This window comes from Christiangramia lutea (assembly GCF_022489035.1).
GTDB classification, from domain to species: Bacteria; Bacteroidota; Bacteroidia; order Flavobacteriales; family Flavobacteriaceae; genus Christiangramia; species Christiangramia lutea.
This window is the reverse complement of record NZ_JAKVTV010000005.1, coordinates 151634-166401: the sequence shown is the minus strand read 5'-3', so window position 1 is coordinate 166401 and position 14768 is coordinate 151634. Positions and strand designations below refer to the sequence as shown.

The 14768-nt window shown below is 39.5% G+C and carries 14 protein-coding genes and 1 pseudogene; 1 reads left to right on the top strand and 14 read right to left on the bottom strand.

The genetic code is table 11. The features are described 5' to 3' along the window. Position 1 precedes the first annotated feature (1 nt). Positions 2-205 (top strand): annotated as a pseudogene (locus ML462_RS14135) (PH domain-containing protein); the annotation flags it as partial. A 284-nt stretch (positions 206-489) separates the two neighbouring features. Here the strand turns inward: ML462_RS14135 and ML462_RS14130 are convergent. The 14 genes from ML462_RS14130 to ML462_RS14065 form a co-directional block, all read right to left on the bottom strand. Then, positions 490-1335 (bottom strand): phage baseplate protein, encoded by an 846-nt coding sequence (locus tag ML462_RS14130; RefSeq protein ID WP_240714479.1) that lies wholly within the window; start codon positions 1333-1335, stop codon positions 490-492. Positions 1336-1337: 2 nt separating this feature from the next. After that, a complete protein-coding gene (locus ML462_RS14125) occupies positions 1338-1832 on the bottom strand; it encodes a hypothetical protein (protein ID WP_240714478.1) in 495 nt (164 codons plus the stop codon). Then, the gene (locus ML462_RS14120; protein ID WP_240714477.1) at positions 1832-2734 is read right to left on the bottom strand and encodes a hypothetical protein; all 903 of its coding nucleotides are present in this window, start codon (positions 2732-2734) and stop codon (positions 1832-1834) included. The genes ML462_RS14125 and ML462_RS14120 overlap by 1 nt, the downstream gene beginning before the upstream one ends. A 70-nt stretch (positions 2735-2804) precedes the next feature. Next, the gene (locus tag ML462_RS14115) at positions 2805-4475 is read right to left on the bottom strand and encodes a hypothetical protein (protein ID WP_240714476.1); all 1671 of its coding nucleotides are present in this window, start codon (positions 4473-4475) and stop codon (positions 2805-2807) included. Further along, the gene (locus tag ML462_RS14110; RefSeq protein ID WP_240714475.1) at positions 4475-6646 is read right to left on the bottom strand and encodes a hypothetical protein; all 2172 of its coding nucleotides are present in this window, start codon (positions 6644-6646) and stop codon (positions 4475-4477) included. Before ML462_RS14110 ends, ML462_RS14115 begins: the two co-directional genes overlap by 1 nt. After that, on the bottom strand, positions 6647-7462 hold the full coding sequence (locus ML462_RS14105) for a hypothetical protein (RefSeq protein WP_240714474.1): 816 nt from the start codon (positions 7460-7462) through the stop codon (positions 6647-6649). A gap of 4 nt (positions 7463-7466) precedes the next feature. Further along, on the bottom strand, positions 7467-9560 hold the full coding sequence (locus ML462_RS14100; RefSeq protein ID WP_240714473.1) for a hypothetical protein: 2094 nt from the start codon (positions 9558-9560) through the stop codon (positions 7467-7469). A gap of 2 nt (positions 9561-9562) precedes the next feature. Continuing rightward, positions 9563-9838 (bottom strand): hypothetical protein, encoded by a 276-nt coding sequence (locus ML462_RS14095; RefSeq protein WP_240714472.1) that lies wholly within the window; start codon positions 9836-9838, stop codon positions 9563-9565. Then, positions 9838-10206 (bottom strand): hypothetical protein, encoded by a 369-nt coding sequence (locus ML462_RS14090; protein WP_240714471.1) that lies wholly within the window; start codon positions 10204-10206, stop codon positions 9838-9840. The genes ML462_RS14095 and ML462_RS14090 overlap by 1 nt, the downstream gene beginning before the upstream one ends. Then, on the bottom strand, positions 10199-10477 hold the full coding sequence (locus ML462_RS14085) for a hypothetical protein (RefSeq protein WP_240714470.1): 279 nt from the start codon (positions 10475-10477) through the stop codon (positions 10199-10201). The genes ML462_RS14090 and ML462_RS14085 overlap by 8 nt, the downstream gene beginning before the upstream one ends. Then, positions 10477-10998: a hypothetical protein gene (locus ML462_RS14080; protein WP_240714469.1), complete on the bottom strand. Its 522-nt coding sequence runs from the start codon at positions 10996-10998 to the stop codon at positions 10477-10479. Before ML462_RS14080 ends, ML462_RS14085 begins: the two co-directional genes overlap by 1 nt. Next, positions 10991-11971 carry a hypothetical protein gene (locus ML462_RS14075; RefSeq protein ID WP_240714468.1) on the bottom strand — a complete coding sequence of 327 codons (981 nt, stop codon included), beginning with the start codon at positions 11969-11971 and terminating at the stop codon, positions 10991-10993. Before ML462_RS14075 ends, ML462_RS14080 begins: the two co-directional genes overlap by 8 nt. After that, positions 11962-12612 carry a DUF6046 domain-containing protein gene (locus tag ML462_RS14070; protein ID WP_240714467.1) on the bottom strand — a complete coding sequence of 217 codons (651 nt, stop codon included), beginning with the start codon at positions 12610-12612 and terminating at the stop codon, positions 11962-11964. Before ML462_RS14070 ends, ML462_RS14075 begins: the two co-directional genes overlap by 10 nt. 1 nt (position 12613) lies before the next feature. Then, entirely contained in the window at positions 12614-14605 is a 1992-nt protein-coding gene (locus ML462_RS14065) for a phage tail tape measure protein (protein ID WP_240714466.1), read from the bottom strand. Positions 14606-14768 lie beyond the last annotated feature (163 nt).

The window sequence follows — 14768 nt, the reverse complement described above, 5'->3', positions numbered from 1 at the left end:
TATGAGCATATTATCTTCTTTATTAGGAAACGCCGGAACAATAGAAAATGAAAAACTTCAGGAGAAATATGGAAAATTATTAATTCCATCTGAAGAGATCGAAGCCGGATTTAAGATCATCAGGGATACTTTCATTTTCACAAATAAGCGTCTTATTTTAATAGATGTCCAGGGATTAACCGGTAGTAAAATTCAATACTTCTCTTATAATCGAGAAAACGAAATGTACTAATTTTTAAAACGAATTGTGCAGTAATTTTACACAAATACACACTTTTAATCATCGTTTAAATGGCTTTAAAACAGCGTGAGATCGTTTTTAAGAGATCTTTAAGGCATTATGAGCTATTACCTTGCTAATACTAAAAATCGTTGTTTAAACAATTGAAAAGACCAAAGGCCAGGGAAAAGACTAAACTTCCTCCGATGCCTTTGGGCTTTGCTTTTAAAAGAATGTGAGAGTTTTTTTATAAAGATCGGGGGACTATTTTACCCCACATATGCAATCCACGCCATTGTATAGAATTTCGGTCTATTCTCATGCGGTTGGCCGCCTCCCTTGTTATTCGTAGTTAATGAGTGTGTATGTCCTCCAGAACCACTTGTTTGAGCCGTTTCGTATGATCCATGCGGATTGTCATCAGATCTGGTCTCGTAACCTCTTCCTGGAACCGATTTCGAATAATTGTGTGTATGATAACCTCCATAACCGGTATTCCCGCTATGATTATGCGCTGGCATTTCAGCTTCAGTTAAAGTATGTTTACTTTCCCCTCCGGTTTTACCAATTTCATCATGATCTGGATCATCTGGATCTAACCCCACAACAAACATTCCCCTCATATCTGGTAGGCCGTTTGTTCCGTCACAAAGTTGGTAGTCTTCCGGGATTTCATCTTCTGGGCCCCAATAAGGAAAAGCACATCTTTTAGGCGGCATCCTTTTGGCAATTTCTGAAAGGGAACTGATTCTCTTAAGATCTGACCACTGCACCTCACCGGCATCGGCAAAGCGAGCGTAACGATCAAAATAAGCATCATTGATATCGGCCTGACCGTCGCCTTCGGAATCTATAAAATACTCTACCTGCTCCACGTTTTCAACGATCTCAACATATGCCTTAACGGCTCCGCCTTGAAGTAGTAAAGCTTCACCGGCAATTATAATTATACCGTCCTGGGCTACATTGTTGGAAACTTCACAGCCTTTTACAATGCAGTTTTCACCACCTAAAGCGGTTGCCAGGTCGTGTACTTCGTTGATCATATCGCGAACAAATCTCCATGTCTTTGAAGTTCCGGGGAAACCGCCGCCTAATACTTGTATCTTATTCATAACTATTCAATTGAAATATTATAGGTTTTATCTGGTAATCGGTAAAAGTCGATAAGGCTTCGCATTCTAATTTCCTGGGCGTCGTTCAGCTCAAAAGGTACTACCACCACAAAATCTGTATCCAGTGAAAAGAGTTCGGCACCATCAAAGAAGTGTACCGGCGCATTTTCTATTGGATCATAGAAGTATACCGGCTTTTGCTCTTCAGGATTATAGAAATAAATACCATCACGGTAAGCTCCGTCACTGATATAAATTCGTCTTTGCTGAATATCAAAGGTATCATTCAATACGATCTCGAGGCTAAATACCTGGGGCGTATGTTCAATCTTATAGATCGCAGCCCTTCTGTAATTGATGAACTGAGTATGAAGGTTTGAAATCGGTTTCACCAAAGATCTTAACCAGGCGATCATTTTAATTTTCCGTAAAGGGAAAGGTAAAAAGTGTATTACCAGGTCATTGAACTTTATGTCGTATACCTTTGAAAAATCCATTATAACTGTACGGTTTTGGCTTTAAATTCAATCTGAAGTCCTGAAACCTCAATAGGATCTCCGGTATCTGGATCTACATCTTGGAGGGTAGCGATTTCCATATAACCTGAATTTGCGATATAACTGCTTTCTATTTTATTCCATTCGGCAGGCTCCAGGTAATTAGCTTCGGCAGATTCTACATATACTTCTCTATCTGCACAGCCTTCTATATTCTGAAGGATATCTACCAGTTCAGAAAGGATAAACTCACCGTTGAATTTAAGGTTGCTTAAATAGTCTTTAATCGCCGATTGAACCGGTTTATTATCGCTACCATCTATTCTGGCACCGTTCTGATCCAGAATAAGCGGATTGTAATAGAAGGTGATATTCAGTTTTAACTCATCGGGATCATCGCTAAAGGTGATGATCTTAGTCCCGGCGGGTTTAATCCTGGCAAAGTATTGTTCAACTCCGGCCTTTTCAGAATCACTCAGCTTTACCAGCTTTTCGTTTTCTTCCTTAGCCATTTTAATAAACAAATGCTTTCGTTTGTTGATCTCTATTTCATTTACCGAAGCCCTGGCAACGATCTGAGCATTCAAAATTTCATCTTCGGTATAACCTTCACCGGCATAAGATCCAGTGGTTTCATCCAAAGGGTGACCATGGCGATACTCCAAAGCCATATTCCTGAACCAAAGCCGAGAATATAGTTTCTGCTCCCTGATCTTCTGATCCATTTCTATCTTGAAGATATCCCATGCCCTATACACAGACCACATACAAAAAGCCACGATATAAGCCCAAAGGTTATAAAGAGCCACTTTTGAACTGCTAACGACACCACTAAGGGCATCCTGATTCTCCTTTTCGGCAAGGATCTGTTGTTTTAAATTATCAATAGTGGGTATGGCCATCGTTCCATTTTTTAGGGTTTCAATTTTATCAAAGAATACTAATAAAAACTTAATTGTAAATTATATGGTGTCATATCAATAAGGTTAAAAGTCCAATTAATATTAGTAATCCAATACCTCCAACAATCCAGATGTTTTTGTTTTTACACCAAGCTTTCTCCACTTTCGGTTTCTCAATAACTTCTTCCTGCTTCTCTTGATCTTCTTTAGGTGGCTCTTCGGGAAATCCAGGAACTTGTTCAGATCCTCCTTCATCTGGTGTTTCTGGAACTTCAATTCCCATGTAAGGTTTAAAGTTTGGTTCTTCCGGCATTTTTAAATCTTCCAGCTTGCTATCCTCTAGTAGCTTAATTACATTTCCTTCTCCATCAATAGCAGTTAATTCGTTCTGATTCTCGTAAACATGAACCTCTTTAGGATTTACACCGTTTAGTTCTAAATACTTGATATTTTCCCCGGTATCACCCTTGATGATAATGTTCTTACAATCTCCATGAAGTTCTACTACCTGCTGACTTCTATCTGCTGAAACCACCGTATCGCAATCTTCTAAAAAAACATTATGGGCATCGTACCAGGCATTAATAGATTTATCAGAACCGTGTGATCTGGTTCTTACAATTCTTCTGAAAGTAATGTTATCTCGCTTTCTCCTGCCTGCTCCATTCATATAGGAAGTACGGCTTTTCGTATCTAATTCAATATCTTCAAACAACACCCTGTTCACATCGCCAGAACCACCAATAGGAAAACCGTTAAGCCAGGTTTTACCCTTTCCTTTTTTAACTACAATATCCTCTGCTACTTGTAAAGCACTTGTATTAGGTATTTCTATATCACAATATCCTCTTGTACTGGCTGTTCCTGTAATTCCTTCAAACCATAACCTTTTGCCTCCGCAAGGGGCTAAGGTTTGCCGTCCGTTCCTGTCAATTAATCCATTAATTACCGTAATATCTTCACATCCCTCATAAGTATATATTCCATCCCCATAAATATCTCTACCGTGTATATTAGTGAAGTACATTTTTTTACAGTTGTCGAACTCTATAAAATGCTCAAATTCCCTGAATTTTGAGAATATTGGAAAATCTTCTCTGCCGCCTTTTGGATTCGGTCTTTTATTGTTCATTTCCGCATTAATGTAATGCGCTTCTACTTCCTCACAATTCACAAATAACCAGAACTTACGTCTTGCGGTGTCGTGGTGTGTTCTGTCTTTGGCATAACCCTTTAATTCTGTATCTACATTGGTGTAAAACTGAATCGTTGGTTTAAAATGAAAACGTACAAATTTCTTATTTTCAACCCGTAATATTCCATACTCTCCAATATCAGCATATTCGTGATCGTCTGAGATAATAATATCAAACTCAATTAATTCGTCTACAAACTCCGAATTGTGATCTTTAAGGTATCTGAATTTGGTATCATATAATGTAATCCCACCGTTACTAACCCCGGAGAATAAAAATTGATACTTGTAACCCCTTTCTAATTCTGGTAAATCAAAATCATAAAAGTAATTCCTATCATCTTTTTTACGTAACTCAGAAACTTTAACTTTTACATTTTTATATTTTTCCCATACCATTCCGTTAACCAACACTGGAAAGTCCTGATGGAAATAAACATCAACCGGTTTCTCCCTAGTTCCGTTTGGAATCAAGTTAATAAACCTTCTTACTTCTTTGGTTTTATCCTTACCGTCGTTTACGGGGTTGAATCTGTATTTTTTCATTATCTGTAAGCGTTGTTAAGTGTAATATTGTATTTATCCCCTAAATATTTAACTCTATCTAATATTTCTTTCTCACTAGTTATAATATGAGCAGATATACTTTTTAACTTAAAGTTGTAATTATTATAACTTCCTCTGACTAACCTTCCTATTTCAAAATTTGTGATAGGGAATTGGTCATACCTGCTTTCACTGTTTCTTTCAGGTTCTTCATTAACAACTCTCATTTGCATTCTGCCATTCAACCACATTGGAATATCCCCCCCTTGGTCTTGAAGCAACCATGCACAAATATTATATCCATTATTAGGAGTATCATCACCTTGTACATTACCTAATATGGATGAGCCATAAGCAGTAAGTACCCTCATATTATCTGCCCTCAATTGGGGGTTTATAAACTCATTTGTGGCAGCATTATTACTTATTGAAACAGGTGCTACTGTATTACCTAAGCTATCTATTACTGCAAGTATTAATACTCTACCAGAAGTTAATAAGGCAGGGTCTAAACTAGCATAGTCATCATTACCATCAAACGTAACCTGAGTAGGAGTAGTGCTGTCATCTAATACAGGATTACCATTTACAGTAATATCCTTATTATTAGCACTTTGATCTAATAATTGAGTTAATGAAGTTCCAGTATTATTAATTTTACCACTTTCAATCTGATAACTAAATAGAGCATTAGAATTGTACTCAGTTTCATTAATAAGAGAAAGACTATCATAAATATTTGATTCGGCACTAAATCCTGTAAAAGCTACTCTTTTTAATGCCACTGCATTTGCAGTTTGTGAACCTCCATCTCCTTGACCTGAAGTACCTCCTGGTGGATCTCCCGCAACTGCTAAGAAACTTTGGTTATCTGGAATTTGATTTATATTCTCAGGAAGTTTAAATAGAGAAACATCAAAACCAAAATCTATTTCCTGTACAAAATCTACCGTTTGGCCTAAATCAGAAGTTTTATAATGATGTATGATAGTTCTAGTGCCGTTATCTACTTTTGCAAAGAAATTTACAATCCCATTCCTTACATATAAAGCTGCCCCTGAACCTGTTTGGTTTCTATCACCACTTACTAAAGTAGGATTATCTGGTAAAGTTAATATCTGGTTTACCGGAGTTGTGCTGTTAGTCATCCAGTAACTAAGAACTAAATTACCTGAACTTTTTAAATCGGGTTCTGCTGAACCTGTACCATCTTCATGTAGGGAATAGAAGTTAGCATTTTCATCCAAGGTATTTTGAGGAATCCTGCAAGTTTTACTAGCGTCATTACAATCAAAATATTTAGCCATTTCAGCTTGTGATTCATCCATTCTATTACCAGGACCCGTAGATTCATGTATCAATCTGCCATCAACAGTATAGAAACTTAAAAAACCATGTACATTAGGTCTCATTTTAAATACCTGACCCCTATGCCATCTTGGTTCTTCATATATAGTACTTCTTCTACCCCAACTTGTAAAATAACCATAATCGGGTGAACTATCCTTATTATAAACAGAAGGTTGATACCTTTGATCTTCATCATCAGAATAGATAGTATTAAATAACTCTATTGTTTCATCATCTGCTGCTGTCCACTGGGTTTCATCAGTAATATCTAATGAATTACTCATAGCATAAGCAGCCCATTTACCTCTTTGGTGAATTATTACTAGTTTACCGTCTAAATTATAATGGTTAGGGTATGTAGTTGGGTAGGTTGGTATAACAGCCACATTACTATCTATTGCAAAATCTTCATCGTCAGATACCGCTCTGTGTATTGTGGTATTGAAAGTATCGTGACCATCTTCTTGGATCAAGTGAAGCCTATCCCCCTGCCATCTAAATACAGGTCTGTCGTGGCTATCATGATAGTTAATATTTCCTTTAATAATATGAGGGGGCTTCATACCGTACTCACTTAATTTCATAAAGGTAATTCTACCGTCATCAAATCTCTGAAAAGCATGATACGTCTGCCCGTCCCTATACATAACGTTCTGAGAATATAAAGTATTTGACGGTGCGCCTGTATTAGGGTCGTAATTCTCTTTAGATAGTAGCATTGTACCCCCATCTACAATAAAATCAACATCAGACACCTCTTGACTTGAATACTTTTTAATATTCTTTATAGCGGCTATGAAAATTGGAAAAATATTACTCACCTATATCTGTTTTCTGATTTTTAAGTTCTTAAGACTACCTAAAAATTCTTGACTTCCTGAGTTTTCAAATCTACCAAGAACTGTTTGAGCATTTGTATTAGCCATACCTGAATAGCTAGAATCAAAGGTATCTGTATATCCACTTGCAGGAGTACCATTTATTTCAATAGTAATCCCCGCTCTTGTTTTACTACCATCATAAATAATTTTATAATGATTAAACCCAGTTAAAGTACCAACCCCAGTACCCCTACTCATAGATTTAGCAGTGCCGTTATTCTCAAATAACCTTAAATTAATTTTGTTTTGGTCAAATTGAACCTGCCATTCTGTACCATTAGCATCTCTTCTTGAAACAACGTATTGATTAGTATTAGCATCTCCGTCAAAGTCAGCGTCAAATTCTACTTCAAACGGCACATCATTTCCTAGTCCATCCCCGAAGGAGTGTTCATCGTTGTCGGGAATATATATCACATTGTACTGTCCACCATTAAAGGTGTACTCAGTACCACTTTGGGTAACACCGCCTTTGACATCACCATTATTAGCATTAACGGCATCAATCATATCGCCTGACGTTTCATTCATAGGATAATCACCTACCAATGTCATAGAGGCTGCCCCAGCTTCCGTTCCACTCACTATAGGCGAAGTTCCGGCAAGCTGTCCATCTTCATATATTTTTACCACTAAATCTACATCACCGGAATAGCTATTGTAATCCCAAGAAATAGGCTTAAAAGGCGCACTTGTTCTTGAAGCTAAAATATCCCCGTTTATATCGTTTACGAGTTCTGTTTTTGTTATTGCCATAATATTATACGTTTGCTAAGTCTCCTGTTAATAAAGCTACATTGTCAGAAATGAACTTTATTCTAAAATATCCGTTTTGGATAATTTCGTTAGTTTTTGTTGAAGGATATAAAATGGTAATATGATTTGCACCTGCAATCGTTAGATTTCCAGAATTGATATTACTTCCTTGGATTTCCACACCTCCATACCACGTTTGAACGTTAGTATTCATACCCATTTTAAAAGTTATAGCTCCATCCTTTTCAAATGACAACCACTTACCTAATTTTATAAATGATATTTCAGGGCTTGCAGTTCCAACCTCAATTCCAGAATCGAATTTTTCAATTGCAGACACTTCATCTTCCCAATCAAAAGAATCTGTGCCTTTATCATATTTAAAAACAGATTTACCACTAGATTGCGTAGTTGGGTTTAAATCAAAATCGACTTCTAAAGATCCACTATCCCCTGGTGTATAAGTAAATCCTTCTGAGGGTGAAGTTATCACAGGGGAATAGTTCGTAGCGCCTACTGTAATGTTAGGGGCTTTAATTAATCCGTTTTCTGTATTGGTTACAACGTCGTAAGTTTCACCTAAAGAAGTAGGCTTATTTTTTATATAAGCATCAGAAGTGTCGTCTGTTTCATCCCAATCAGCTTGCACGTTTAACTCACCTCCTGGATCTACTCCTGAACCATCAGATTGTAAACTACCAAACAGTCCTAAATCATTTACACCGCTTAAAGGTTTTACCCCTGAGATTGCCACACTTGAACCGTCGTTAGCAGTTTTCTTTAATGCTCCTGCCTGTGTAGTTAACGTAGCTGTACCTGTGTAGTTTAATACATGGTTCGCTTCTGAAACGATTTGCAGTCCTGTACTTGGTTCTGTATTTGGGCAAACCCCTGTATTGATAATTACATCAATCTCATCCCCTGAAGTATCACCTGTAAAGTGCAATTCAAAGTCTGTGAAATCGGCTGCAATTACGGTATATTGAGTAGTATTGTTAACTACTTTTTTGGTTCGTTTTTTCTCTTTACCGGTTTGAAGTGCAGTTATAGCTGCTTCATTCGCATCAATTTTATTCTTATAAGAAGTGGTGAATATCTCTCCTTGTATAGAAAGCCTTATTGCATTATTGACATCATCGTAAACAGCATTAATACCAAATTCAGGTATAATAAGATTCCCTACAATGTCCTCTACTGCTTCCTGGTCGAATCCTCCACCCGTTCCACCACTCGAACCTGTTATATCTATCGAACCATTAACATCATCATAATTTGTAGATATATTAACATGGTTTCCCGTCTGGAACATAGCCCCTACAACGTCCTGAATAAACTCAACCGTTCTTTGAGTTTTCCAATCTGTACCAATCAAAGAATCTATAGCTGAAACTATTTGCTGTGGGGTTTGTTCTACAATAACTTTTACCCAAAAACCAGTACCTTCCGTCTGGTCATCTGGAGCTACATCTCCCTCTACAGCATCACGGTCATAGAAATAATCTACCTTTTCGCTCTGCACCGGTCTTCTCTGGAAGTTTGGAATGTCCTGCTCTGGTATTAAGGCCAAAGCTGCAAGGTCTGCCACCGGGGCGGCATAATGATTTATAGGGTAACTTAACAACTTCTGTTCATAAGCAGTTGTGAAATTAACTTCAGAATAACCTAAGCCCTCAGGCACTTCCAGATCTGTTAGAGCCTGGGCCAAATTCTCTATTTCACTTATTTGATGATATTGCGGATGCTGATAATTATTTAGATCATTCAGCTTTTGCAATAGTTCATCTGTAAGATCATTGGTAGTAAGGGTTTTTCCTGGTATCTTCTCTACTAACTTATTCAATTCTGTCTGCAAACCAGTAATGAAACTTATAGGCTGGCTGGTTGGATAGGAAGGTAAATTCATAACCTCAGTATTCCCATCCAGGTCTACTACGGTTAATCCAGTGATCTTTCCATCTTCATCTTTATTGACAGTTTTAATAATTTTACCTTCAGCTTTATGCCAAAAACTGTCTAAAAGGTTATAATATTTATTCCGGGTCTCTTCATTGAGACAGGTAATAAAATTTTTTAATATTTCTCTAGCCTGTACACTCATCTTTATTCAAATAGTTTACAATAATTGCAGTCGTCTTCGGTTTCTAATAATTCAGTTTCTATGGCCGTAGCGGGTTTTATGCCGTGGCTCTGGTAGTAATTCTGTATATCGGTGCTTTCCACTTCAATCTCCGGTGCTTCGATATGCTGTCCAGGTTCCAGTACAGAGGTTATGCTTAAACCATTGGCAAGGGCCAGGTCGAATACATAGGCCACACTTCCATACGTTTGTATAGATAGATCGAATAGCGATTGTCTATATAAAGCCTGTATTTGCATTATGGATGTTTCCTTTTGTAAGCGTCAAACTCCTTTTTTAAAGCGGTGTATTTGTTTCTCCACATTTCCTGGTCTTTGGTTAACTTTTCAATCTTCAGGTTCTGATTTTCGAACTTAAGATCGTATTCGTTCTTCAGGAATAAATAGCGAGCTTCATATTGGTTTTTTAGATCTGTTAATGCTTCCTGGTATAAATCAATAATAGATTTACTGTAATCTGCTTTAGCTTTACTGCCTTCAGCTTCCAGGTTGTCAACCTCTACCTTTTTACGCTTTCGCTCATAGAACCAACCGAAGAAACCACCGACTCCACCGGTAATTAAGGCTGTTAAAAAGATTCCCAGATATTGTTGTAAAAATTCAGCCATTTAAATTCATCTTTATCTTATTCTTAATTTGCTCATAATCCTTCCCATCCAGTTTCATTTGTATTCTTAACATACGCTCCAGTCGGGCATCATTATTCGTAGTTCTAATCTGGGTGACCAGGTTGGCACCGGTTACCGGATGCTCTTTCCATTCGCCCTGGTTGGTTGAAAGTATCATTTCAACCTCCTGCATCTCACTCTCACCAATGGCAAAATCGCCACTGGTGATCTTCAGATCGTTATTTTCATCAAGCAGGATATCTTTGCCCATTATTCACTCGTTAAAACAGCATTTAAACGCTGTATAATCAATTCGGTTTTGGCGAAGCTGGCAACCAGTTTCGGCACGCTTTCTGTCGCACCGGCTTTGGTCGCTATGGCCTGTGCCTCGGTATTTATCTTATTCACTTCGGTCATAAAGTCTTCCAGGATCTCTCGAAAATCTTCAGTTCCCCTGGTGAGCTTCACGCCCTTTTCTTTTACCTGTACTTTGGTAAGTTTTGTATTTACTTCAATCTCATCGTAAGCCTCGCAGTCTATCAAATAACAACCGGCTGAGTTCGCCACTAATCCAATTAAGGCAAGACTACCCGGTTTCGGCTTTTTATAGACTGAACCGAGTCCCAGCAGAATATCTTCATATGGCAGTTCATTATCTTCACCAATGGCCACCATCGTCTTTTCTTCCCAGTCTACAGATTCCACCTTCACCCATTCGGTCTGGACAGGAACCATCCTTTTCATTTTCTGGTTAATAAGGTTTTTATATTCTATGATCTTATCCTTACTCATCGCTCACCTTTTGATCCAGTGTTAAAAACTGGTGATATTTCGCCTGGTCTGAATATTCCTTTTTAATGGACTTGATCCAGTAGGTTCCATTCCTGTCTGGGTACATCTGGCTAATGATCGTTGCCTTCATTCCGTGGCGCATACTTGGAATTCCAAATATTTCGATATCGCCTTCGTAACCGGCTACCTTACTTTTATCGTAATCGAGTTTTGCCAGCTTCAGCAATTCTGCCTCCACTTCAATATTGTAATAGCTCAGGTTTCGCCTTACGCCAAACTCATCGCCATATTCAACTTTTAATTTTTTGCCTTTTGGAAGCGTACTGGTCGCAATGATCCTTAAAAGGATATCTTCTTTTAACCGGTATTGCAGGTTATTGTCTACCACGTTCCGGTTAAAATCAAATTTCATCGGCGGCTCGTCATCGTCTGAGTAGATCTTACCCACTACCAGCGTATCACCTTTGAAATAGGAATAGATATTTGCTTCCTGCAACCATTCCAGCACCTTTGCGGCGGTGGTATTCGGAAATCTTTCCTTTCCCACTTCGATATCTGCCACATCTGTCGGGATGCCTTCCGGGATGATCTGTTTTATAAGATCTTCGACCTTATTGGTTCGCATCGCCACGTTTACATTATGCCTTTTAAGCAGGTACATGGCATCATCGCACTTAATTTCAATCGGGATATCGGCACTTACTGAAGTGATATAGCCATTGAATTCATTGATGAGTTCACCGTTATAACCCAACCAGATCTGCACCGGATCTCCATTCCTGAAAATATCCCTTGCAGAGGTTCTTAAGTTCCTGCCTGCGATCTCTATATTCCGTGGAATGGTGATCACTGCGGTATCGGTTAGCGTTTCCCAGGAAGATTCAATCGTCACTCCGTTGATTCGCCTTATGATGAGTTCGCCTCTTGTTTCTGTGGCCGGGAATACCAGCTTTGCGTTCATCGCTAAGACCATATCAAAGGATTATTAGTTTGAATGATCTCGTCACTTACTGCTCTTATCGTGAAGGGTACCAGGTTAGGTCTTCCTCTTTGTGGCACCGGCTGAAAATCTTCTATCAGGATCGTGTGTATTTCCCTGGAAAGGAATATCTGTGAACTTACCTGTACGGCATCTGCCAGATCGTCCCACTTCACCATCTGGTCTTCCTGAGCTTTTGGTGAAACAAATCCCTGCGGCTGTCCCGGTTCTGGAATAAAGAAACCATTGATCGTGATCTCATAATCGGTAAAACCGAATATTTCCTTTACCGTGGAATAGCCGCCGTTCATTCTCGTTTTGTTGATCACCTTTGGTCTTCTAAAGGAAGCCACGCAGGTAGAAGGCAATTGAAACTCCGGCATCTGCTTTCTTAAGATCTCGCCTGTTTCCCTATCGAAATACTGATAGGTTCCAGAAAGGAATGTGATAGGGAATAAGATAGGAGTTCCCAGGTGGCTAAGTTTTGTAGCCTCCTGAAGATCTTCCACGATCTCGATGCCTTGATACAATCCGTTCGGGTCCTGTGGCAGATTGGAGTCCAGCGAAGGGCTGTACATCTTTTCCACTTTTAAGCCGAAAGCTTCCAGAAATATGTTTGGTATCGTATAGTTCATCTTAAGTTCCCTGCATGATTAAGGCATCTTTAAGCCCATCGTTAATTCTTCCCAGTACATAATCCAGGATCTCGTCTTTTCGCGAGATAAAGTCGGCACCGTCTTTCACATTGAAATTATTGGTAACATTCAGGCTCATGTTCAGCACTTTTGCGCTGCCCTGAGAGCTTCCCGAATTTCCTTTTCCGCCTCCGGTGATGGAGGTGGTCCCGTCCAGTCTTCCAAAATTCTCACCGGTTGGTGAAAAGTTGTAATCCTGGTATTCGTTCCCGGTCTTCTTTTTCTCCTGGTCTGCGGCATAAGATTCAGCACCTTTTCTGGCACCTTCCTCATAAGCTCCGGCAATCCCATCCTTAAGTTTCCCGTATGCTTTAGAACTGGCTTCTATCCCGATCATATCACCAACGGCATCCTTACCGGTTTGCCAGGCATCTTTCCAGTCTCCATCAAAGAATTGCATTACAGCTTTACCAAGTCCGGCAATACCTGAAAGCAGGCTTTTTATTCGATCTATTACAAAATCTTTAAGTACATCACCAAACAGCTTGATGACTTCCCAGGAACCAAGAATTACCTTTCTAAATCCTTCAAATTCATTATATGCCCATACAATAGCACCTACCAAAGCGGCAACTCCGGCAACCACCAAACCAATAGGATTTGCTGTAAGCGCGGCGTTCCATAACCATTGTCCGGCGGCGGCAACTTTTGAAGCTGCATTCTGCAACCAGGTAACTTTGGTAAGTTGAGAAACTATTGGGATCATAGACGCCATAAACGTAGTCACACCACTTAATTCGCTGGCATTGGTAATGATCTCACCGAAAGTATCAGAAAATGAAGATTCAAGATCTGCAAGCCAACCCCTAAGACTGGCACCTGCACCTTTTACACTCTTCACTTTATTGATATCCATATCAACACTGGCAAGGCCTTCTATCCATCCAAGACCGGCATCTTCACCGGCACCTTTAAAAATATCTGCTAAAACAAGTTGTTTTGCTGAAGTGCTGGCACCCTCCATATTTTTAGAGATCATCCGCACCGCTTCAAAGGTGGTTTTCCCGGCCAGATCTTCCACTTCCAGTCCAATTCCTTTTAATGCATCTACCTGGGTCTGGGTCATTTCTCGAAGCGATAGATCTGCCTCTTTTAAAGAATCCATGGCCTTATCTGAAAAGATTCCTTTTTGTCCGGCCTGAGCCGTTAAGGCAATTGCTTCAGCCTGGGTAATTCCCAACTGTTTAATAAAAGTTGGATATTCCTTTAACTGATCCAGAAAATCACCGTTGATATTCGCGCCTTTCTGGTACCCGGCTTCGATAAGTGCAAAGTTCTCTTCCCATGAACCTCCTATTTGCTGGGTCATGGCATTGGCGGCTTTGGCGATCTCTTTTGGATCTTCCTTAAAAACCCGCCCAAGTCTATGCGCCTTTGCCGTAAGCACGTCCAGATGCTCCCCAGATTCACCAGTCATTCTGGCGATCTTTGTCCTGGTCTCTTCGATGCCTATGGCAAAATCAAAAGTTCCCAAGGCTTTGTCTACCAGTTCGGCGGCCTGATTTGCAACTACGATAGCTGCTCCCCAATTAGCCTCTAACTTGGCTGGATCTGGACCGTCTTCAATTTCCTTTAGTTCGGCCTCGATCTCTACTAACTGCTCTTTATACCTTCGGGCTTTGGTCTGGGCCTGTTTGATATCAAAATCGATCTGCTTTTTAGTCAGCGGATCTACTTCATCACCCAGATCTGAAAGCCACTTGGTAAGCTTCTTGATCTCTTCCTGCTCGTTTGCATAGAGTTTTGATAACTCACTATGAGATTTCAAAGAACGTTCGGCAACGCTACGCTGCTCGTCAGACATATCGCCTAACGCCTCGCGAACACTGTCAACGGCATCCTGAACCCCTTCGGTTGCTTTGGTAGCATCTCGCAGAGGTTCAGTAATTCTGTCAACTAATTCGAGTATCCACGAGGTTTCGTGTTTTGCCATTTTGGTTATTCTTCTTTACCGCCAAACACTCTCGCGATCACTTCGCCCAGTGTTTTGGCTTCCAGTCTTTTTAAATAGATCGCTTCGTTATATAACTTTGCCCATCTTTCGACAGGCAAGTTTTCGGGATCTGTTCTGAATAAAGACCGGATTAACGCATTTC

Coding starts and splice junctions, on each gene's coding strand:
- ML462_RS14130 (WP_240714479.1), bottom strand. CDS start 1,335: ATGAATAAGATACAAGTATTAGGCGGCGGTTTCCCCGGAACTTCAAAG.
- ML462_RS14125 (WP_240714478.1), bottom strand. CDS start 1,832: ATGGATTTTTCAAAGGTATACGACATAAAGTTCAATGACCTGGTAATA.
- ML462_RS14120 (WP_240714477.1), bottom strand. CDS start 2,734: ATGGCCATACCCACTATTGATAATTTAAAACAACAGATCCTTGCCGAA.
- ML462_RS14115 (WP_240714476.1), bottom strand. CDS start 4,475: ATGAAAAAATACAGATTCAACCCCGTAAACGACGGTAAGGATAAAACC.
- ML462_RS14105 (WP_240714474.1), bottom strand. CDS start 7,462: ATGGCAATAACAAAAACAGAACTCGTAAACGATATAAACGGGGATATT.
- ML462_RS14100 (WP_240714473.1), bottom strand. CDS start 9,560: ATGAGTGTACAGGCTAGAGAAATATTAAAAAATTTTATTACCTGTCTC.
- ML462_RS14095 (WP_240714472.1), bottom strand. CDS start 9,838: ATGCAAATACAGGCTTTATATAGACAATCGCTATTCGATCTATCTATA.
- ML462_RS14090 (WP_240714471.1), bottom strand. CDS start 10,206: ATGGCTGAATTTTTACAACAATATCTGGGAATCTTTTTAACAGCCTTA.
- ML462_RS14085 (WP_240714470.1), bottom strand. CDS start 10,477: ATGGGCAAAGATATCCTGCTTGATGAAAATAACGATCTGAAGATCACC.
- ML462_RS14080 (WP_240714469.1), bottom strand. CDS start 10,998: ATGAGTAAGGATAAGATCATAGAATATAAAAACCTTATTAACCAGAAA.
- ML462_RS14075 (WP_240714468.1), bottom strand. CDS start 11,971: ATGGTCTTAGCGATGAACGCAAAGCTGGTATTCCCGGCCACAGAAACA.
- ML462_RS14070 (WP_240714467.1), bottom strand. CDS start 12,612: ATGAACTATACGATACCAAACATATTTCTGGAAGCTTTCGGCTTAAAA.
- ML462_RS14065 (WP_240714466.1), bottom strand. CDS start 14,605: ATGGCAAAACACGAAACCTCGTGGATACTCGAATTAGTTGACAGAATT.